General features: G+C 56.5%; 19 protein-coding genes. 5 read left to right on the top strand and 14 right to left on the bottom strand.

The features are described 5' to 3' along the window. Positions 1 to 24: 24 nt before the first annotated feature. The 8 genes from VN577_10460 to VN577_10425 all read right to left on the bottom strand — a co-directional run bounded on the left by VN577_10460 (position 25) and on the right by VN577_10425 (position 7873). Complete coding sequence (locus VN577_10460; protein HWR15243.1) at positions 25 to 642, bottom strand: hypothetical protein; 618 nt, start codon at positions 640 to 642, stop codon at positions 25 to 27. A gap of 1 nt (position 643) precedes the next feature. Continuing rightward, complete coding sequence (locus VN577_10455) at positions 644 to 1534, bottom strand: hypothetical protein (GenBank protein ID HWR15242.1); 891 nt, start codon at positions 1532 to 1534, stop codon at positions 644 to 646. After that, positions 1534 to 3195 (bottom strand): GspE/PulE family protein, encoded by a 1662-nt coding sequence (locus tag VN577_10450; GenBank protein HWR15241.1) that lies wholly within the window; start codon positions 3193 to 3195, stop codon positions 1534 to 1536. The genes VN577_10455 and VN577_10450 overlap by 1 nt, the downstream gene beginning before the upstream one ends. Before the next feature lie 26 nt (positions 3196 to 3221). Beyond that, the gene (locus tag VN577_10445) at positions 3222 to 4439 is read right to left on the bottom strand and encodes a type II secretion system F family protein (protein HWR15240.1); all 1218 of its coding nucleotides are present in this window, start codon (positions 4437 to 4439) and stop codon (positions 3222 to 3224) included. Positions 4440 to 4534: 95 nt separating this feature from the next. After that, on the bottom strand, positions 4535 to 5218 hold the full coding sequence (lolA, locus tag VN577_10440) for an outer membrane lipoprotein chaperone LolA (protein ID HWR15239.1): 684 nt from the start codon (positions 5216 to 5218) through the stop codon (positions 4535 to 4537). A gap of 14 nt (positions 5219 to 5232) precedes the next feature. Next, on the bottom strand, positions 5233 to 6168 hold the full coding sequence (locus VN577_10435) for a hypothetical protein (protein ID HWR15238.1): 936 nt from the start codon (positions 6166 to 6168) through the stop codon (positions 5233 to 5235). Further along, positions 6165 to 6941 (bottom strand): ABC transporter permease subunit, encoded by a 777-nt coding sequence (locus tag VN577_10430; protein HWR15237.1) that lies wholly within the window; start codon positions 6939 to 6941, stop codon positions 6165 to 6167. Before VN577_10430 ends, VN577_10435 begins: the two co-directional genes overlap by 4 nt. After that, on the bottom strand, positions 6938 to 7873 hold the full coding sequence (locus VN577_10425; GenBank protein ID HWR15236.1) for an ABC transporter ATP-binding protein: 936 nt from the start codon (positions 7871 to 7873) through the stop codon (positions 6938 to 6940). The genes VN577_10430 and VN577_10425 overlap by 4 nt, the downstream gene beginning before the upstream one ends. A 120-nt stretch (positions 7874 to 7993) precedes the next feature. Between VN577_10425 and VN577_10420 the strand changes: the two genes are divergently transcribed. Continuing rightward, positions 7994 to 9736 carry a tetratricopeptide repeat protein gene (locus VN577_10420; GenBank protein HWR15235.1) on the top strand — a complete coding sequence of 581 codons (1743 nt, stop codon included), beginning with the start codon at positions 7994 to 7996 and terminating at the stop codon, positions 9734 to 9736. Positions 9737 to 9958: 222 nt separating this feature from the next. Here VN577_10420 and VN577_10415 read toward each other — a convergent pair whose 3' ends face one another. From VN577_10415 to uvrC, 3 genes are all read right to left on the bottom strand, one after another. Continuing rightward, complete coding sequence (locus VN577_10415) at positions 9959 to 10171, bottom strand: hypothetical protein (protein ID HWR15234.1); 213 nt, start codon at positions 10169 to 10171, stop codon at positions 9959 to 9961. A gap of 145 nt (positions 10172 to 10316) precedes the next feature. Continuing rightward, a complete protein-coding gene (locus tag VN577_10410) occupies positions 10317 to 10694 on the bottom strand; it encodes a hypothetical protein (GenBank protein HWR15233.1) in 378 nt (125 codons plus the stop codon). A 229-nt stretch (positions 10695 to 10923) separates the two neighbouring features. Beyond that, positions 10924 to 12750: an excinuclease ABC subunit UvrC gene (gene uvrC, locus VN577_10405; GenBank protein HWR15232.1), complete on the bottom strand. Its 1827-nt coding sequence runs from the start codon at positions 12748 to 12750 to the stop codon at positions 10924 to 10926. A 365-nt stretch (positions 12751 to 13115) separates the two neighbouring features. Between uvrC and VN577_10400 the strand changes: the two genes are divergently transcribed. Together VN577_10400 and VN577_10395 are read left to right on the top strand one after the other, a co-directional pair. After that, on the top strand, positions 13116 to 13880 hold the full coding sequence (locus tag VN577_10400) for an OmpA family protein (protein HWR15231.1): 765 nt from the start codon (positions 13116 to 13118) through the stop codon (positions 13878 to 13880). 112 nt (positions 13881 to 13992) lie between these two features. Further along, entirely contained in the window at positions 13993 to 14601 is a 609-nt protein-coding gene (locus VN577_10395; protein ID HWR15230.1) for a tetratricopeptide repeat protein, read from the top strand. Here VN577_10395 and VN577_10390 read toward each other — a convergent pair. Beyond that, positions 14585 to 15226 (bottom strand): hypothetical protein, encoded by a 642-nt coding sequence (locus VN577_10390; protein HWR15229.1) that lies wholly within the window; start codon positions 15224 to 15226, stop codon positions 14585 to 14587. The two genes, VN577_10395 and VN577_10390, sit on opposite strands and share 17 nt — an antisense overlap. A 120-nt stretch (positions 15227 to 15346) precedes the next feature. After that, entirely contained in the window at positions 15347 to 16294 is a 948-nt protein-coding gene (locus VN577_10385; protein HWR15228.1) for an L-lactate dehydrogenase, read from the bottom strand. Positions 16295 to 16383: 89 nt separating this feature from the next. Here VN577_10385 and VN577_10380 point away from each other — a divergent pair, with 89 nt between their 5' ends. Then, positions 16384 to 16857: a glycosyltransferase gene (locus VN577_10380; GenBank protein HWR15227.1), complete on the top strand. Its 474-nt coding sequence runs from the start codon at positions 16384 to 16386 to the stop codon at positions 16855 to 16857. A gap of 64 nt (positions 16858 to 16921) precedes the next feature. After that, on the top strand, positions 16922 to 18436 hold the full coding sequence (locus VN577_10375; protein ID HWR15226.1) for an alginate export family protein: 1515 nt from the start codon (positions 16922 to 16924) through the stop codon (positions 18434 to 18436). Here VN577_10375 and VN577_10370 read toward each other — a convergent pair. Further along, entirely contained in the window at positions 18379 to 19953 is a 1575-nt protein-coding gene (locus VN577_10370; protein HWR15225.1) for a radical SAM protein, read from the bottom strand. The two genes, VN577_10375 and VN577_10370, sit on opposite strands and share 58 nt — an antisense overlap. Positions 19954 to 20041: the final 88 nt, after the last annotated feature.

Genomic DNA, 20041 nt, shown 5'->3' with positions numbered 1-20041 from the left:
ACCGGAGCTGTCGTACGTTGGCCATTATTGTCCGCCTCCGGTGGTTCCTGCCGGCGCTTGTGCCGGACGTTCATTGGCGGGGACATACTCAGCCGTAATCTGGAAGCGCATGACATCGGACTCGCCGGGTGTGGTGGCCGCATCGGCTTCACTTACGACCTGGGCGTAACGAAAGGTCCTGGAGCGCTCCATGCGACGCACGAGTTCGGCCGCGCGTTCACGGGAGTCGCCCCCCAATTCCATCTTTAGAACGATCTGGTCGTCGCGAACTTGCGGTTCGACCGCGAGAACACGAAGCCGCGGAGGCATCATTTTCTCGAGGTCATTGAAGATCTGGGTCCAGGAGAGCTCCTTGCGCCGAATAAGCTCATTAAGAAACTCAGATTTCTGGCGGACGTCACGGTTTTGTGGCCGGTTGAGAATTTCTAGGTCCTGTTGCTGCTTCACATCGTAGTCGGCGAGTATCTGTTTCTCCCGATTGATGTTGTTGGTCATCTGGCGGTAGCTCTGCCAGTGGTGGATTGCGGCAGCACCCAGGATTACGGCAAGCAGGACAAGTGCGCCGAGGATGCCAGTCCAAAGCGCGGTGAACCGGCGGGCGTCTTCGTACGGCTGGCTCGCGAGATTGATGTTGAGTCGCATATCAGCCGAGCAAAGCTCCTACCACCCCGGCGAGTGCCGAAGGCGGGAAATTCGGGCGTGCCGTGCCTACAAGGTCGGGAGACACGAGTGTCTGGACGCGAACCCCGGTCTGCTGTTCCAGCGCGGTGGCGAGACTGTCGATCTCGATCTGCCCGCCAAGCATAATGGTTTGGACCCTCATGTTATACGTGTCTTCAAAAAACACCAGCGAAGCGTGGACGTCCTCCACCAGTTGATCGGTGACCGGAGCGGAACCAGTGGTGTTTTCCAGTGTCCGGAAAAGGAGCAGTTGTCCGTCGCCGATGATGGCCAGTGTTGTCGTGTAAGCGTCGGACTTGATCATCATGACCGGATCGGCAGAGTGGACATTCCCCAGCGACGCCACGCTCGACGGCAGCACAATGCCGGGCGAGAAGCCGAGGTCGCGGAAGATCGTCTCGTACTCCTGCAAGACCGAGGAGAGCACGACTGCGCATGCGACGCGAACCTTACCGTCGGCGCGGATGATCTCGTAACTAAGGTGGGCTTTCTCTACATCGAAGGGCAGCGCCTTTTTAAGACGGAAACGAATCACGCCGTCGGCTTCAGCCTTGCGTTCCGGGAGAGTGTCGAATTCGAGCAAGGCCACACGGACGGCAGCGTCAGGAACAATCGCGATGACATCATGCGAGCGCGAACCCACCGTGGTGAGGGCATCGCTGATGGCCTGACGGAGGGCTTCCGCGTTGCTAACATTCGCTTCCGCCAAGTGGGGCGTTACAACGCCTCCCGCAAGCGCACGAGCGGTGTAGGAGTCGAGTGAGGCCCCATCGTCACTACGGCGAGCGGCAATCACGCGTTCCGGCGTGATCTCGCATGCCAGCGTTGGTCCGATTTTTCGTGCGGTCGCCATTAACGCATCGTCTCGATGAACGTGACCTTGTTGATCTCTTTCAAAGTCGTAATGCCAGCCTTTACCCGCATGAGCGCCGACTCGCGAAGGAAATGCATCCCTTCTTCCTGGGCGGCCTTACGGATTTCCGACGAAGGTTTTTTCGCCAATATCATCTCGCGAACCCGGTCGGTAAGCTCAAGTAATTCGTGAATTGCGGTGCGTCCGCGGTAACCAGTACCGCCACACTCGATACAGCCCTGACCCTCATAGAAACTGACACCGGACCATTCCTTCGGATCGAGTCCACTGTCTTCGAGAACGTCAGCCGTGTAATTCACCTTGTGCTTGCAGTGCTCGCAAATCACACGTACCAACCGCTGAGCCAGGATGCAGTTCAACGAGGAAACGAAATTGTAGGCCTCTACACCGATGTTGAGGAAGCGTCCGATTACGTCGACGACGTTGTTGGCGTGGACGGTGGTAAACACCAGGTGACCCGTCAGGGCGGCGTTAATGGCGATTTGCGCGGTTTCGGTGTCTCGAATTTCGCCGACCATGATCTTGTCGGGATCGTGACGCAGGATCGACCGCAGACCGCGAGCGAACGTCAAACCCTTCTTTTCGTTTACCGGAATCTGGGTGATGCCACGGATCTGATATTCGACCGGGTCTTCAATGGTGATGAACTTATCTTCGTCGCTCTTGATCTCGTTCAGCGCGGCGTAGAGGGTCGTGGTCTTGCCGGAACCGGTGGGTCCGGTAACAAGCACCATGCCATAGGGTTCCTGGATGTAACGACGGAACTTTCTCAGGTCTTCGTCGCTGAATCCGACCACATCGAGCGTGAGCTTGTGGAACTTCTCGCTCATCGATTCTTTGTCGAGCACACGGAGTACGGCGTCTTCTCCGTGAATCGACGGCATGATCGAAACGCGGAAATCGATCGAGCGGTTGCTGTAGCGGACGCGGAAGCGGCCGTCCTGCGGCACGCGGCGTTCGGCGATGTCCAATTCGGACATGACCTTGATACGCGAGATGATCGTCGAATGATGCTCTTTGGCGATCGGCGACATTGCAGGCTGCAGGACTCCGTCGATGCGGTACTTGATGACCACGGAATCGTCGCGGGTTTCGATGTGGATGTCGGAGGCGCGACGCTGGAGCGCAGTAAAGATGGTCGTGTCGACGAGACGGATGATCGGCGAGATGTCGGTCTCGGCAGTCAGGCGCTCGATGGAGATGGTCTCATCGCCCGATTCATCCTCAGTGATGACATCGAGCATGAAGCCTTCGCCGGCTTCTTCCAGAACGCGCTGCGACTGCTCGGTTTTGGTGAGGATGTCCTTGATCTGCGAGCCGGTGGCGACCTTGGTCAGGATGCGTTTGCCAAGAAGCACGCTGATTTCGTCAATCGCCATGAGTTGGCTGGGATCGGCGATCGCGATGGCAAGACGTCCATCACGCTCTTCGAGTGGGACAAAGTTGTAGCGGAACATCATGTCCACCGGAATCTTCTTAAACAGGTCCGGCTGGAGATGGGTGTTCTTGAGGTCGAGAAATTCGCAACGATAACGCTGGGCGAGTTCGCGCGCGCGTGCTTCTTCGTCCGCGCCGCTTGGAGACTGCTGCGGTGCTACCAGTGTTCCGCCGTTTACAAATAAAGCCTTGTTCGTAGCCATGAAATCCTTACTGCTAAAAAGCCTCGTTACTTTATTCCACCCGCTCCCAATGTGAAGATGGGAAGGTAGAGCGATAACAATACAAAAGCCACAACCACTCCCATCACGATCAGGATGGCGGGCTCGATCAAAGACATCGCAGCCGATAGAGAGGTCTGCACGTCTTCTTCGTAGAACTCTGCCACGGAGGTGAGCATCGCAGGAAGTGCACCTGTCGATTCGCCGACCTCGATCATTTCGACGGCAAGTTCCGGAAACTTCTTTGTTTCTTCCAAGCTTTTGGCGAGCGGTTGGCCCTCGCGGACACGGACGGACGCATTCATCAGGGCGTCGGCAAGAGAACGGCTTTGCATAGATGCGGCTGCGGTCTCAATGGCCGGGACCAAGGGAATACCGCCGGAGAGAAGCGTCCCAAGTGTTCGCGAAAAGATGGCGATCTGATACTTCAGCCAGATAGGACCAATGATCGGCAGTCGAAGCCGGACGCTGTCGATCTGGCGAGCACCCGCTTCCGTAGCTTTCCAACGCCACAGCAGGAAGACCCCAGTTGCCACCGCGATCACAATAACCAGGGCATATTTTCGGGCCACTTCGCCGACCGCGAGCATGAACAGCGTAAGTGCGGGGAGCTGTCCCTGGGTGCTGATCTGCTCATACAGCTCGCCGAACTTGGGCACAACATAGGTGAGCAGGAAACTGAGCATTCCTACGACGAGCACGACCAGAACCGCCGGGTAAATCAGTGAAGCCTGGAGCTTCTTGCGGAAGGTCTGCGCCATTCGCTGGAAACCGATATAGCGTCCCAGCACTTCCTCGAGATTGCCGCTCTTTTCTCCCGCGAGCACGGTGGTGGTGTACATGCGAGGGAAGACACCCTGTTCGGCGAAGGCTGCGGATAGCAGTTCGCCGCTTTTTACCCGGTCGCGTACGTTCTCCAGCGTCGCCCGGAAGAACTGGTTGCGCTGCCGCTTAATGAGCAGGTCGATTGAGTTGACGATGGTAAGGCCGGCACGGATCAGGGTCAGGAACTGGGAGTTGAAGATCAGGAATTGGTCCGACTTGATCTTGCGCTGCTGCGGCAGGTTGAAAGTGCCCCCCTGGAATAAGCCTCGTGGCTTGACCGAGTAGACAAGAAATCCCTGCTGGGTGAATCGGTCGCGGACTTCGGCGGCGGAGAAGCCACTCTCTACCTGCTCCTGCATATGTCCACGGTCGTCGGCGACTTTTACGAGAAATTCAGCCATGGGCCAACTCGAAATCGGTCGGGAAGCTCTGTTCGAATCCCTAAGTGTAACACCGCAAAGTTCAACAACTTGCAGCAGTTTCAGCCAGTAAAGGCTTAATTCCCGAGTTCCTTTGCCTCCACGATTTCCACTCCCCGCGGCGGCTGAAATTTGAACAGATTGTCGGCCACGGGAACGTTTTCCTGTTCCTGCGAGAAGATGAAATCGGTCGTGGCGCCATCAACCTCTTCCATGGTGATTCGGTCAATCCGGCCCCCGGGGGAGACTTCCAAAGTCACCATCGAAATCCGGTCTTCCATGCCTTTGGGAACGCCGCGCAGAACGAAGTTCCCCGGGTTCAGCGGCTTCAGGCTGCTCGAAAACGATAACTCACGGAACTCCTTGAGCAGCTTGGTCTTGCCGAGCAAAAAACGAAGGGGAGAGCGGATATCGTCGATCTTGCTGACGGGTGCTCGCCGGGCCTGTTGCTCTCCCGGGACGTAAAACCAGGCTGTCTTGCCATCGGAGACGAACAGTTTTTCGCGCGGAGTCTGGTATTCCCAACGCATCCGGCCGGGTTTCTTCAGGTAAAGCATGCCGGATTCCCTTCGGGACATTCCCATTCCGCTATAGGACTCGTGGAATTGCGAGCGAAGGGACTTAAGGCCGTTGTAATGCTCGTCCACCTTGTTCGCCAAGGCTTTGAGCTCGTCGTTTTTGTCCTGCTTCCCCTGCGAAAGGACCAGCGAGGAGCAGATACAAAGTAAGAAAACCAGAGTTGTCGTTCGTACCTTGGTCACGATCACAGACTAGCTTACCTTGGAATTTGAGGCAGGGAGCGTAACAAGGGTTTGTACCCCGGTGGTAGCCCCTGACGTATGAACGGCAGGTCGGCTGGATCTTGCACGACCACCTGGCCATCGGGCCGCAATTTATAGGGGCGTCCAAGGGGGTCGGTGGGAATGAAGCGGAGGTATCCGGCGTTCACAAGCTCCATGAAACTTCTCGGGAGAGTGCCGGTTTTGTCGCGGTATGCCTGAACGACGGCCTCCAACTTCGGCACAGTCTCGTCGACCTCCAGAGCGCGGAGATGCCGTTCCGCGTTCTGCTTGATCATCACGTCTTCCGTCGTTTCGTAGGTGGTCCGCCAGAGCATACGGGCGGTTTCAAGGTCGCCTCCGTGTTGGGCCATGGCTGCCGCGATAACGCGTAAAAACGGATGGGCCTTCGGAACCTTAGATCCGCGATTGAAGGCGTCGGCGGCCGCGATGTAGTCGTGGCGCTCCATGGCTTGAAGAAAGCCGAGCTCGTAATAAAGACGCCACTCGTCTGGGTTGTAGCGAATCCCTTTTTCAACGAGTTCGATGGCTTTGTCGGGCTGCCCCGCTCCGTCGGGCGGCTGTTGCGCAAGAAATGTCGCACCGAAGCGATAGGCGACCACGAGCTGTGGGTCAAGTTCAGTCGTGATATCCAGCAGCGGATAAAGCAGCGGGTATTCGGCAGCGCGCTGCTTATGTTTCCAGCCGAAATACTGCACCACGCGAGTCCAGTAGATGTCGCCCAGAAGTCCCGTGTAGCCGAGGCTCATCCGCTTAAGAGCCTTGGCAGATGGAATGTAGAGAACTTCGTCCTCGGCCTCCTGCGAACGGATCCGATCCACCTGATGCTTGGACATCAATGCCGTAGTGAACAGCAAAACGATTGCTGCTATCAGCACGATAGAAACGCGTGATGTAGACGCCGGCGTCATTTCATGCTGCGCTTATGGAAGATCAGGCTCGCGGCACAGACGGCTGCGCCCGCATATCCGAGAACGTAAAGAGTGTTCATCAGCACGAGTCCTGCCGCCACTGGCTTCGCTTGGGCCACTGACGCGATCACGTTCAGCGCGGAAAAGTTGGGAACGAGGTACGACATCACGGTGACAGTGTAGTGGGTGAGGCCGGTGGATGCTTGCGCGAACGCGTGCAGGTCGCTGCTAAAACTACCCACGACAAAGAACGCGAACGTCATCACCGCGGATTCGATCGGCGTCGAGAACGACGAAAAGAGAAGCGCAAGCGACGTTACGATCATGAACTGCAGCAAGATGAAGTAGATCGCAACCAGGATGTAGGCGTCGGCGGGTTGCAGTCCGCGCATGAGGTAAAGAAGTGCGATGAAGAACCCGACCGTCATGAACCCGGCATTCACGATCAGCGTGAGAACGAGTCCGAAGAACTTGCCCAGGATGAACTCCCATCGCTGCACCGGCCGTGTGAGGACGGTATAGAGGGTGCGCTTGTCGATTTCCTTCGAGACGAGTCCGATGCCGATGAAGATCGCGATCAGGACGCCGAAAACGGAAATCGAGGTGAGTCCAAGATTAATGAGCAGTTGCCGCTGCACGCCGATCGTGATCTGACCGAGCAGCAGGGAAGCACCGATCATGATCAGCGCGAAGATAATCAGGTTGTAAAGGACACGGTCGCGAACGGCTTCGCGGAATGTATTCGTCGCTATGGCGGTGATGCGGCGGTTCATTGGGATTCCTCCGCCGGAACCGCAAGTCGCGCCACGAAGTAATCCTCTAATGTTGTGCGGACCGGAGTGAGCGACACCAGCCGTGCATTGTGAGCGCGCAAGGTGTCGATGACCGTATCAACCTGTGCTTCGGGAACGGTCGCCCGAACGGTTTCTCCAACCGTGTGACACTGCAGACCCAAAGCGGTAATCGCTGGAACTGTGTTGGCATCTTGCCAGACAACCTCAACGTTGCCTTTTACGCTAGCCGTAAGATCGGCGACCACGCCCACTCCCCGCAATTCGCCGTTCGCTATCACCGCAACGCGATCACAGAGCGCTTCCGCGTCGGAGAGGATGTGCGTGGAGAAGAGGATTGTTTTCCCTTCATGGTTGAGTTCCTCGATGAGGTCGCGTACTTCGCGGCGTCCCATGGGATCAAGCCCAGACATGGGCTCGTCCAGGATGACCAATTTGGGCTCGTGCAGGATTGCCTGAGCCAGCCCTACTCTCTGCAACATGCCTTTCGAGTATTTGCGTAGTTGGGTGCTCCAGGAGTCGGGGGCCAATCCCACGCGCGTGAGCGTGGCCTCGATGCGCCGCGTTCGGTCCTTTGCCGGGACATCCGAGAGTGTCGCGAAGTAGTTCAGCAGTTCGCGTGCAGTCAGGTAATCGTAGAAGTAAGGCTGTTCGGGAAGGAATCCTATCTGCGACCGGATGAGCGAACTAGAGATGGATCCGCCAAGAATCTTGAACGAGCCGCCACTGGGATCGACGAGGCCCATGAGGAGGCGCAAAGTGGTCGTCTTTCCTGCGCCATTAGGGCCGAGATATCCGAAAACCTCCCCTTCCGGAACCGCGAAGGTGAGTGGTTTGAGGGCGCGCTTCTTAGCTTTGCGCCAAAAACCGACCTGATAGATCTTTTCTAGTGCAAAGGTCTCGATAGCAGCCATGGTGTACGGTGAAATCGGAGACGATTATATCCGCACTCGGACAGCGAACCTCGCGTGTAATTCCATGTGGAACCAGAATCGGAATAGGATGAGCTGAAAGCAACGGCCAGAGAGGTGTCCTTGGTACCAGTTTCAGTTTCAGAGCGGCGTTCAGATGCACGCGGCTATCGGCTTCTCGCGCTCGCGTTGATCCTGACCGCGCTGGTGTACGCCGCCACCGTGCGGTTTCAGTTCGTCTACGACGATAATCCGCAGATCGTTTCGAACCCAACTCTGACCACCTGGAAGACGCTCCCGACGTTATTCGTCTCGCATAACTGGAAGTTCTTGCTGCCGGACTGGCCCGGGAACTACTACCGTCCGCTGTTCATGACCTGGCTTCTAGTGAACCGGATGCTGTTTGGGTTGAATCCGGCATACTGGCATGCCACGACGGTGCTGCTGCATCTGCTCGCTACGGCGATGGCCTTCTTTGTGGCCCGTCAGTGGTTACACAACGGAGTTGGCGCGGGATTCGTCGCGCTGCTGTTTGGGTTGCACCCGATTCACGTCGAGAGCGTGGCGTGGGTGTCAGGTGTGACGGATCCACTCATGGCAGTGTTTGCGTTCGCTGCATTCTGGGCATGGGTGAAAGGCGAGCGGGCAGAGATCGGAAAGATATTCTGGAAAGCGCTCGCGATTGTGTTCTACGCGGCAGCGTGTCTGTCGAAAGAGTCGGCAGTTTTTCTGCCAGTCGTCGTAGTGGTGTACGACGTTCTCTTCGGACGCGAAGAGCGCTCGTGGAAGGGCCTGATCCAGTCGACGTTGCGGAGTTGGCCGCTTTGGTTGACGGCACTTGCTTATCTGATAGTGCGCAGGCTTGTATTGAAGGGATTTGCCCACTCCCTGGAAGCGCCGATCATCGAGAACCTGCTGACGATCCCCACGATCATGTGGGGATATATGCGGCGACTGGCATGGCCGGTGAACTTAAGCGTCTTTTATGACACGCCCCCTGTCACGAATGTTCTGCAATGGCGTTTTTGGCTACCTACACTAGCGTGGATATTAGCTCTACTGATTGGCTGGAGGATCGCCAAGCGGTCGCGAGTTGTGGCGCTCTCCTTGCTCTGGATCTTCATCTTTCTTACGCCAGCGATTATGGGGCTGCCGGTATTTCCAATCGGCGAATGGGTTCACGATCGCTATCTTTATCTGCCGTCATTCGGATTCTGCGTGCTGCTGGTGCACGCGATTTCTCAGCTTCCGTCAGAAAGAGAACTGTTCAGGCTTCCTGCTGCGCCGGCCGCGGTGGTGCTGGTTCTGGTGGCGGCCATGGCATACACGACTGGTGTCGAAACGACCTACTGGACCAACGGTTTGGTACTTTTCGCAAGGGGATCAAAGATCGCGCCGCACAGCGCGATCGCGAAATCGCAACTCGGAAATGAGCTTTACCGCAGGGGAGACGGCAAAGGCGCCGAGGAGGAGTACGAAAAGGCCATCCAACTGGAACCGAGGAACTGGAAGATCAATATGGCGTACGGATTACTTCTGTTCTATACGGGCCAGTTCGACAGGGCTGATCGTCAGATGGATCGGGCAATCTCAATCTTGAATACCGACCCGAATGAGTACTTCTATCAAGGATTGAGTCGATTCAAAATCGGGAAGTTTGTTGAGGCGGAAGAATCGTTCCGGAACGCTATCCGCACGGGCGCAAATCGGGTTCGCTATCACTTCTGGCTTGGCGTTGCGCTGGAGCGGCAGGGAAGACTGGACGAGGCGAAGACGGAATACGAGGAAGAACTGCGGCAGCACCCGGAAACGGATACGCCAGTGCGCCAGCACCTGGAAGCGCTGCAAAAACTAAGGGCGCAGTGAACTGGTGTTCTCTGCGCCCCGGCTTGTACCCTCCCCCAGGTACTTCGCCAACTTGTTGTACGCCCGTGATAAATGCATCTGTCTCGCCAAACTACGACGGAAATCCTGCTAAGGTGGGAATCAAAGGTAAGTAGCTGAATATACGACAGTTAGCATTGGTGGTTCGGGTAGGAGCAGGGAAGAATCCAATAACGCTACCTGTGAGAATGACAGTTTTTGTCGCTACTTTGTGTCAGTCGCCAGGTCAGCGGTGCCCTCCAGTTCGCTTTCCGTCTGCGGTTCAGTATTGTGGAGATGGATCATCTCTTGCTCAATTTCCTCGCAGAGTCGTTCGATATGACTGCGCGTTACTGGAGAAATCACAATGCAGTCGAGCATGCCAACCAGGGCCAGATGAACCCGCGCGAGTTCTTGGAGGGACTTGCTGTTTTTCACGCACAAACTCCATCTCAGGAAGAAATTGTGAGATGCAGGATTTGTCACGATCGTTGCCAAAGCCGGATATTTTTAATCGACCAGGCCAAGGTTGGAACTGTCGAAAGATGAGGATAGCCCTAAACGCAATGACTTACAGTTAGCGTTACGCAGCCGTGGAGTTGTTGTCGATACAGGATTGAACGGCGTCGATCAATGCGCGAGGTCCTTCGTAAACATCCAGTTCGCAATCGGCGATTCCGTCTCGCGTTTCCGGTCCGCTGTAGATCGATAAAACAGGAACTGGGCGTGTGGCGCGGATGTCGTTAATCAGTTTCTTTCGCTGCTCGGTAGGGATGGAGTAACAGACGATTGCGAGATCGAAAGGTCCCGACTTAAGTTGGGCGATGCCTTCATGCGGACGCCGCTCGGAGATGACGTCGCAATTGCACGACTGCAATAGAGCCTGTCGAGACATCAACGATGACTCGTCGGGACTGATGTTAAGGATGCGGATTCGCCGATGGTTGCCTGGGGACTGCAAATCTCACTCCTAAAAAGGGAATGGGGCACTCAATACTGAGAACCCCATCCCATGCGCCACTTCGTCTGCTGGTAGTTAATGCAACAAGAGTGCCAAACGAACAGCGTTGAAAAAACAGAACTTTCCCGGAATCTATCGGAACACCGAGTGAAGAATTTTCAGAGAGGGAGGGAGAAAATTCTTTCGCGTTTGTCAGTTCAGCAGCAAGGGTTGGGACCAGTTGTTGCGCTTAAGAAACCGTTGTGGTTTTGAAGTAGTTCAAGATTGCTTCTACCTGCGTCCGGTTTACAACTGCGCTAAGTGCCGCGGCATCCGCTTCGCGAACTGCTTTCACACTGCCGAAATGTTCGAGCAAGCGCTTCATCGCAGTCTCACCAATACCTGGCACCTCAAGCAACTCATTGGCGCGGTCGCGCATTTGGCGTCGCTTGCGATGAAATGTGACGGCAAATCGGTGCGCCTCATCGCGGATCGTCTGCACGACGTGCAGAATCGGTGAGTGATGGTCGAGGACGACTGGCTCGTCCTCTTGTCCGTGGACGTAGATGATTTCTTCGCGCTTCGCGATAGAAGCAAGTGGTTGGTTGGTGATCTGGAGCGCCTCAAGTGCTTCAGCGGCGGCGTGCAACTGGCCGATGCCGCCGTCGATCAGGACGAGGCTGGGGAATTTCTCTTTGTTGTCCAGTAATCGTTTATATCGGCGCGTTACCACTTCACGCATGGAAGCGAAGTCGTCGACGCCGGTGACAGACTTGATGATGAATTTTCGGTAGTCGGATTTCTTCATCGTGCCGTCTTCCCACACCACCATCGAGGCGACAGTTTCGGCGCCCTGGATGTGAGAAATATCGAAACACTCGATCCGGCGGGGCTTTTCCGGAAGTGTCAGCGCATCTTGCAGCGCGACTTGAATGGCTTCCGCATTGGGCTTCATGGTGCGGAAGCGCTGGTCGAAAGACTGCTTCGCATTGTTGCCGGCGAGGTCGATCAGCGAACGCTTATCGCCGCGCTGGGGTACGTGGATCTCGATTCGGGCGCCGTAATGTTCGGAAAGGACGTCTTCCAGCGTGACTCGATCTTCGAAATCCACCGGGATGTAGACGTGCTTCGGCATGTACTTCTGGTCCACATAAAGCTGGGTCAGCAACGAAGAGAAAAACTCGCCGGGGCTGAACGATTCGCCAGCTTCAAGAAAAGGGACTTTGTCCCAGAAGAACTCGCGTCGATCGAGGATCTTGCCTCCACGCATATGGAAGAGATTCACCGCGAGCATGCCGTTTTCGTAGTGGTATCCGAAGACGTCGGCGTCGTCGCCTTCTGCTGCGGCGATTCGTTGTTTCTCCTGAAGCTGTTCGACCGTGAAGATCAGATCGCGGTACTTGGCTGCGAGTTCAAACTGCTCGGCCTCGGCAGCGGCGATCATCCGGGTGTGCAGTGAGCGCGCGAGTTCTGTCTGCTTGCCCTCCAGGAACATGCGCACGTCCTGAACAGCTTCGGCGTATCGCTCGGGGGTGACGAGGCCGCTGACACATGGGCCCAGGCAGCGCCCGATATAGAACTGCAAGCAGGCGCGTGGATGGAAACGACGTAGATCGATGTTGCACGATGGGATCAGGAAATGCCGGTGGATCAGGTCCACGATTCGGTAGGCGAGATTGGCCGGAAAGTAGGGACCAAAGTACTCGCTGCCGTCCTTCTTCAATCGGCGGGTGACGTACACACGAGGGAAGCGCTCCCCCAGCGTGAGCTTGATGTATGGGTACGTCTTGTCGTCGCGAAGGAGAATGTTGTAGCGCGGCTTGTGCTGCTTGATAAGGTTGTTTTCGAGGGCCAGCGCTTCGCCGTTATTTGCAACGACGATATAGTCGATGTCCACGGCCTCTCGCATAAGCGTGCCGGTCTTGGCGTCGGCCAGGGCGTCATCGGAGAAATAGTTCCGGACGCGAGCCCGCAGACTCTTCGCCTTTCCCACATAAATGACCTGCCCCTCGGCGTTTTTATAGAGGTACACGCCGGGCGAAGTGGGAAGTGTCCGGATTTTGGCAAACAGATCCATGAGGTAGTGGATTGAAGACGGCTACTGAATTAATGGTAATCGGGTAATCGGAAACAAGAAACCTGGCAAAGCGCCTCAGGCCCTGAATGTAAATTTTCTATGGCCGTCGCCTGTTGTACCCGATTGCAGGGCGAAGACCGGTTGTGAGTCTTTAGCCTACCCACTGTAAGCGTCTCATTTAGATGAACTTAAATCGCCTGTGGATTCTGGGCCAATGGCAAGCGGCGTGCTTTTCTGGTTGGCGATGCGTTTTCCGGCATCGTGCTGGTCGCGATGCCGGTGTTCCCCTGGGGCAGAAGGCCCGGAACCGCATGGCATCACAAAAGTTCTGATACGAGCGACTAGGTCGCACAAGGAGCTCCCCCATGAAGAAAGTTTTCGTACTACCGATGATTGCGGCGCTGAGCCTGGCCACCACAGTTGGCTGCGCGACAAAAAAGTATGTCCGCAATGAAACAGCCCCGACGATCAACAAAGTCAATGAACTCGACGAACTGACCGCGAAGACGACCAACGACATTAAAGATGTCGATGCGCGCGCTCAGCAGGGTATCCAAGGCGTGAACCAGAAGGCAGCTCAGGCTGATCAGCGTGCCGCCGCTGCGAACCAGCGTGCCGGCGAAGCTCAGCAGCTCGCCTCCACGGCCTCCACGCGCGTTGACCAGATCGCAACGCAGGTGGCGAATTTCGACAACTACCGGCCGGTAACCGAAGCGACTGTCCACTTCGGCTTTGACAAGGCTAGCCTCACCAAGCAGGCCAAGGAAGCGCTCGACGAGATGGCCAACGGCCTTCAGCAGACCCGGAACTACATCATCGTGGTGAACGGGAACACCGATCCGGTGGGTCCTGCGGAGTACAACTACCAGCTGAGCCGCCGCCGTGCCGATGCCGTCGTGAATTACCTGGCCGCGAAGTACAACGTCCCCGCGCACAAGTTCTACATTATCGGATTGGGCGAGGATAAGCCTGCCGAAGAGGGCCGCGGATCGAAGGTAAACGCCGAGAACCGCCGCGTCGACGTGCAGTTGATGACCAATATCCAGGACCAGGGCGCACAGCCTGGCTCGCAGGCTCAGGAACAGCAGCAAACGCCGCCCAGCGCAGCCGCTGCACCGCAGAGCCGATAAGTTCTTTTCTCTACTCCTTCAGCCGGGCCGCCTTGTGCGGCCCTTTTTTCATTTGTCCAGAGCCCTGCCGCAACTATGCGCTGCTCGAGCCGTCTAAAATAGACATATCCCAATGAAGCACTTTCTTGTTTTGCCGCTTTCGTTCGGACTGCTGGTTGGAGTAGCTGTTGCACAAAACCGCCCCGTGACGCCTCCGGTTGACAGGGACGACGCCCAGCGCCGGGAGATTAATCCGGATCTTAAGCCCGGAAATGAACCTCCTCGTTCAGAGGGCAGCGTGCGCGGCCCGAATGAGAGTTCCAGCAAAGATCGCAACGTCGATATCTCTCCTCCTCCAGGAGACAACCGGCATCCCGGGTCCACGCTCGAAGGTCCCGATGAGGCATCCGGCATCACGGAGATGAAGCCGTGGAATCCGCACAAAGCTGACAAAGACGTCGAAGTGGGGCTCTACTACTTCAAGCAGAAGAATTACAAAGCTGCGGAGAGCCGGTTTCGCGAGGCGCTGTACTGGCAAGACAATCACGCGGAAGCGACCTACAGGCTCGCGAATACCCTCGATAAAGTCGGCAAGAAAGACGAAGCCCGCCAATTCTACGAAAGCTATCTGAAGATTCTGCCGAACGGCGACTTTGCCCAGGAATGCAAAAAAGCTCTCGACCGCTTGGCGTCAGTCGAGAGCTCAGGAAAGATTGCGGCGAAGCCTACTTCTCGACCCTGATGAACGATCCCGTGGATGCGTCCACGGCGATACGCAATTTCGCCTCGTTCCGCGACGGTCCGTAGAGCACGTGCCAGTACAGCTTATTCTCGCGCGGGTTGAAGCTGATGTTGTAGAAGACGTTCGAATCGGGCGTCTTTTTCAGGATTTTGTCGCCGCCGTTCTTCTTCGCTTCTTCGGCGATCTTGTCGGAATCCACCTTCAGAAAACCAAGATCAAAAATCTGAGTAGACGTATTCGACGGGTTATACGTGTCTTCGGGTTTCGCGCCGACTCCCGGTTCAGGAGCACCATCGATCTGAACGCCCGACCAGGTGTAGACCTTCACGCCACGACGTGACGGCGAAGCGAATCCGGCAGACCAGAGTCCGGACTTGCCGTCCTGTCCGTTGGCACCCTCGGTGGCCTGCGACATAAGACTGTAAGGTTTGGCGTCTGCTGCCCAGGAACGTGCCTGGATGTACATCTTCTGGAGAGCCTCGCGTCCGGTCAGGTAGGTGGGCTGGAATGCGGCTTTGGGTTCAGCAGCCTTGTTTTCCGATGCCGGTTTCTGCGGCTCGGAACTGCAGGCGGCCAGGATCAGCATACAAAAAAGTGCAACGGCAAACGTGCTGGCTTTCTTCATCTAGGCTCCGTACTGATGGGTGAACGAAGAATTGTACAGCGGCAGGCGCGCGAGCACGGACACACCGGTTCTTCGCCCTTAGTAACTTAGATGGCGATAGAACCGTGTGCGCCAGACCGATCACGAGAGCACGGCAAAATTCCTCTTGAGAACCTCTGCCGAGTGTTGCAATTGGAGTTGCTCCTCCTGGGTGAGATCAAGGTGCAGAACCTTGTGAATTCCACTCCGGTTCACGATCGTCGGCAGGCTGAGGCAAACATCAGAGATACCGTAGTAGCCCGTCACCAGGCTCGAAACAGAGAGCACGGTGTTCTGATCGCGGAGGATAGCTTCCACGATGCGCATCAGTCCGGCAGCGACGGCGTAATAGGTTGCGCCTTTTCGCTCGATGATGTGATACGCGGCATCGCGGGTCTGCTTGAAGATTTCTTCCATCTGGAATTCGTCGTGAGGAACTCCAGCGGCCCGGGCGAATTCGGGCAGTCGCATGCCGGCGATATTCGCGAGCGACCAGACAGGCACTTCACTGTCGCCGTGTTCGCCAATGATATGTGCGTGGACGCTGCGGGGATCGACGTCAAAGTACTCGCTGAGCAAATGACGGAAGCGGGCGGTATCGAGAATCGTTCCGGAGCCGAACACGCGTTGCGCCGGAAGACGCGAAAATTTGAGGGAAGCATACGTGAGGACGTCCACCGGGTTGGTGGCGATCAGTATGATCCCTTCGGGATTCGCCTTTGCGATCGCGGGGACCACCTTCGCAAAGATGTCGTAGTTGCGTTTGACGAGATCCAGACGAGTCTCGCCTGTTCGCTGAGCGGCGCCTGCGGTGACAACTGTGACGGCCGCGCCCGTGCAATCGGAGTAGTCTCCGGCCCAGATCCGCGTGGGATGCGCAAAAGGTGCGCTGTGGTTGAGGTCCATCGCCTCACCCTGTGCCTTGGCTTGATTGACGTCGATAAGGACAATTTCGGAGGCAAGACCGCGAAGCAATAGCGTGTAGGCAAACGTCGCGCCGACATTTCCCATGCCAACAACTGCAACCCGCACCGTGCTTTGCTTTAACATTGGAACTCCTTAGGACGGCAGATCAGGTGCCCAGGTTCGCTCGAAAATTTCGTTGTCGGCGAATCGAACAACGCATCCAAGTAGATGCTATGCCCAAAATATCGGCTCTCATTCATACGAATAACGACGGACTGCGCCTCGGGCGATCCCTGGACTCGTTGCGTGCCTGTGACGAGATTATCGTGATCGACCATGGTTCGAGTGATAACACCGAGAAGATTGCAAAAGAGCATGGCGCGGAGTTCAAGACGGGCATTGCCGGTGTCGACAAGGGCACGTACGCTGTGGATGCGAGCAACGATTGGATCCTCTGCCTGGGCGCGAATGAATCGCTAAGCGAAGGTTTGGAGGCGGCGCTGTTTGAATGGAAGAATGCCGAGCACGAGAAGGCGGTCGGGTTCAACGTCCGGGTGAGGGAAGAAAACGGCAGCGGCTGGAAAGAGATTGGCCCCGAAACCCGTCTGGTCAATCGCAAGAAGCTGAACTGGACCGGTGATCTTCCGCCCACGACAACCGTCAACGACCTCATTCACGGCGACATCTTGCGCTTCCACAATCCCTAGAACACTCGCTGCTGGTTCGTTATCATCCTCAAGACGCTTTTATATTTCACCGCAAGGGACTCATATGCTCTTCCCGCTACAGCGGATTTTCTTGCTGGGGCTAATTGTGGCGCTTTTGGTTACTGGCGCCCAACCGCAAACGACACAGCAATCCTCCGAAAAGAAGCAGCCACCGACCGCAGCAGGAAGTCCCCCGCCGATTAAGTGGAATGGCTTGAATGTGAGTGGAACTTGGCGCTTACGGCCGGAGTTCTGGGGTTGGTTTGAGGCCCCGAACCGGGATGCCAACTACGCCTTTGTCCAGTCGATCCTGCGGCTCGCCATCGGGCAGCAGCGAAAGGGGTGGGATTGGCAGATCGAACTGGCCCAACCCACGTTGCTGGGCCTTCCTGAAAATGCTGTGGCGCCTGCGCCAGCAGGACAACTCGGGTTGGGTGCAACCTACTACGTGTCGAATGGCGCAAGCCGGAACGCGGCATTCATATTTCCCAGCAAGGCATTTATCAAGTTGAAGAATCTCGGAGGCCGCTCCAACGACCTGACCTTAGGGCGGTTTACTTTTGTAGACGGAACGGAAACCACACCCCAGAACAAAACTCTGGCATCTCTGAAGCAGACTCGTATCGCGCACCGCCTCCTGGGCGATTTTGGCTTCTCGGTTACGGGACGCAGTCAGGATGGTGTACGTTTCTCAGCTAATGCGGGAAGCTCGAACCTGACATTCGCCGCCGCAAGGCCCACTCGCGGTGTGTTTCAGGTGGATGGTCTGGGTGAATTGGACGTCTCTTGGGAATATGGCGCCCTCACTGTCCCAGTGGGAACGAAAACCAGTGCGGGTGAACTGCGCGTCTTTGGATTGGGATACCAGGATGTCCGCGGTGTGTTGAAGACCGATAATCGTCCGGCGGTAATGCGAACAGGACTGGACCAACTGGAGAACATCAACATCGGTACCTTTGGTTTCCACTACCTGCACGCGCTGGAAACGAACAGCGGCACCTTTGATTTCCTGTTGTGGGCCGCGGGACAAACAGGGCAGTGGGGTTTGCAGAACCATCGTGCGGGCGCGGTAGCGCTCGAGGGGGGATGGCAGCCTAAGAACACCTCTCTGAAACCTTGGCTCCGCGCTGGATACTTTGTGAGCACAGGCGATGGGAATCCCACTGATAGTGACCACAACACGTTCTTTTCCGTGATGCCGACGCCTCGCATTTATGCCCGGTATCCGTTCTTCAACCAGATGAACAACACGGACGCGTTCGTTTCCCTGATGCTTCGCCCGGGCAAGCTGACCGTCCGCACAGATGCCCATGCGCTATGGCTCACTTCAAGGAAAGACTTGTGGTACCAGGGCGGCGGTGCATTCCAGCCCAGGACATTTGGGTACACGGGGCGGCCCAGCACGGGCGCACGAGGTCTGGGTAATCTCTGGGACGTCAGTGCGGATTACCAGGTCTCGCGCAACCTCACTATCGGCGGCTATTTCGGTCACGTCTTTGGAAAAGGAGTGCCGAAGAACATTTACTCCGGCGAGCAGGACTCCAATTTCGGATACGTTGAAACGGTCGTAAGGTTCTGAAGGACCACCGTGTTATGTTGCGGCACCTGCAAGTCCGGCATCGGACGTCCCGCAAACAGCCGCTGGCACGGCACGGTAAGCCAACGCACGAATTTCGTTGATCGCGCGGCACGAGCGCTGTCGTTTGCGATTCCTGTGTCGGCGTACATCTGGCGGTAAATCTTGGAAATCAGCACGAAAGCCAGTCGGTTCTTCAGCGTCTTAATAAACTGGGCGCGCCTCCAGATTGACGGCAAGCTGTAGAAACTGTCCCAAACGGCCTGTGTACGCTGGCGGATATCCTCTTCGGACATCACCGGATGCTTGCAGTACAACTTGGGCCGCTGCTCATGTGGAATCAGCCAACGGCGCGTTATCGGCACCCCTGAGATGTGCGTGACATTGCCGCCCATCTCGTTTTCCCACTTTTTGTAATCCACCGTACCTGGAAATGGGGTAAGCATTACGAACTGCGCAAAGGCGAGATCAGCCCGCTCTGCAACAGCGGCAGTTGCAGCGAAAGTATTTTCACGGTCGCTTGGCAAGCCGAAGATGAACGAGCCCAGCACATGCACTCCATGCTTGCGGAATGTCCGTAGCCGTTGCACGAGTTCTTCACCGGCGGAGTTGAAGTCCTTAAATACGTCTTTCAGCCCTTCCGGAGTTACGGCCTCGATGCCCACGAGTGCACCCTTGATATGTGCTCGATGCATGGCCTGGAGGAAATCGGGATCCTCAGCCGCCTCCATCGTGATCTGAGTGAAGAAGACCATGTCCGAGGGCAACCGTGAGAGACGCGACATGAGCTCGAAGCGTTCCGCTCGGATGGCTTGCAGTTCGCTCAGGCGTCCCGGGTTGTTCTTTGCCGCGAGTTTCAGGTCCGTGAGGCTCACCGGATAAAAATTGTCATCGGCCAGAACCACGTACCGGAAGCCACGCCTGCGCAGTTCCACGAGTTCTTCCACCACGGCATCGCTTGTCCGCTGCCGGGGCTTCTGGCCATCCGTCTTCCACACTGAGCAGAACGAACAGTGCTTGGGACAACCGCGAAGCGTCTGCACCGTTGCCCACATGTACTTCTTTGGGGGAAGCAGATCCCACCGCGCAGACTTGAACGATTCAGAACTGACTCTCCCGCCCTCATAAACACGACCCAGGGTTCCGGAAGTGCAGTCTTCGAGCACCTGTGCCCAGATAAGATCTCCATCGCCTCGAACGACAGAGTGGGCGCCTCCCGTTTCGTGCGGCTCGTCCGGAAAAATCGTCGGGTGAATACCACCAAAGATCACGTATGCCCCGCGTTCGCGCGCGAGTTTCCCGAGAGTGTATCCACGCAGCGCATTCGCCGTGTGAATGCCGATCCCGACTACGTCGCCGCGTTGAACGGTATCGAGGTCAAAGGGAGCCAGCGATTCATCGATGAGAAGAGGATCCCCGAACTTGCGGGGAGTAGCCGCAGCGAGCACAAACAGCCAACGGGGAGTTACTACGGCGGTGCCATAAGCGGTGTCACTCGGATGAACCAGGTGAACTCTCATTTAAGTCCTTTGCAGAGATCTGGCTTTAGAAGCCGGGAAGCAGGTGAACCCACTGCATCATGCGGGTTTACCGGGAATAGGCCAGCGC

It is taken from the genome of Terriglobales bacterium, assembly GCA_035561515.1.
In the GTDB taxonomy this organism is placed as follows: Bacteria; Acidobacteriota; Terriglobia; order Terriglobales; family Acidobacteriaceae; genus DATMXP01.
This window is presented reverse-complemented; position numbering and strand designations above follow the sequence as displayed.

Bases quoted from the DNA above. Each gene is read 5' to 3' on its own strand.
- VN577_10460 (HWR15243.1), bottom strand. From the start codon at position 642: ATGCGACTCAACATCAATCTCGCGAGCCAGCCGTACGAAGACGCCCGC.
- VN577_10455 (HWR15242.1), bottom strand. From the start codon at position 1,534: ATGGCGACCGCACGAAAAATCGGACCAACGCTGGCATGCGAGATCACG.
- VN577_10450 (HWR15241.1), bottom strand. From the start codon at position 3,195: ATGGCTACGAACAAGGCTTTATTTGTAAACGGCGGAACACTGGTAGCA.
- VN577_10445 (HWR15240.1), bottom strand. From the start codon at position 4,439: ATGGCTGAATTTCTCGTAAAAGTCGCCGACGACCGTGGACATATGCAG.
- VN577_10435 (HWR15238.1), bottom strand. From the start codon at position 6,168: ATGACGCCGGCGTCTACATCACGCGTTTCTATCGTGCTGATAGCAGCA.
- VN577_10430 (HWR15237.1), bottom strand. From the start codon at position 6,941: ATGAACCGCCGCATCACCGCCATAGCGACGAATACATTCCGCGAAGCC.
- VN577_10425 (HWR15236.1), bottom strand. From the start codon at position 7,873: ATGGCTGCTATCGAGACCTTTGCACTAGAAAAGATCTATCAGGTCGGT.
- uvrC (HWR15232.1), bottom strand. From the start codon at position 12,750: ATGGATCTGTTTGCCAAAATCCGGACACTTCCCACTTCGCCCGGCGTG.
- VN577_10400 (HWR15231.1), top strand. From the start codon at position 13,116: ATGAAGAAAGTTTTCGTACTACCGATGATTGCGGCGCTGAGCCTGGCC.
- VN577_10395 (HWR15230.1), top strand. From the start codon at position 13,993: ATGAAGCACTTTCTTGTTTTGCCGCTTTCGTTCGGACTGCTGGTTGGA.
- VN577_10390 (HWR15229.1), bottom strand. From the start codon at position 15,226: ATGAAGAAAGCCAGCACGTTTGCCGTTGCACTTTTTTGTATGCTGATC.
- VN577_10385 (HWR15228.1), bottom strand. From the start codon at position 16,294: ATGTTAAAGCAAAGCACGGTGCGGGTTGCAGTTGTTGGCATGGGAAAT.
- VN577_10380 (HWR15227.1), top strand. From the start codon at position 16,384: ATGCCCAAAATATCGGCTCTCATTCATACGAATAACGACGGACTGCGC.
- VN577_10375 (HWR15226.1), top strand. From the start codon at position 16,922: ATGCTCTTCCCGCTACAGCGGATTTTCTTGCTGGGGCTAATTGTGGCG.
- VN577_10370 (HWR15225.1), bottom strand. From the start codon at position 19,953: ATGAGAGTTCACCTGGTTCATCCGAGTGACACCGCTTATGGCACCGCC.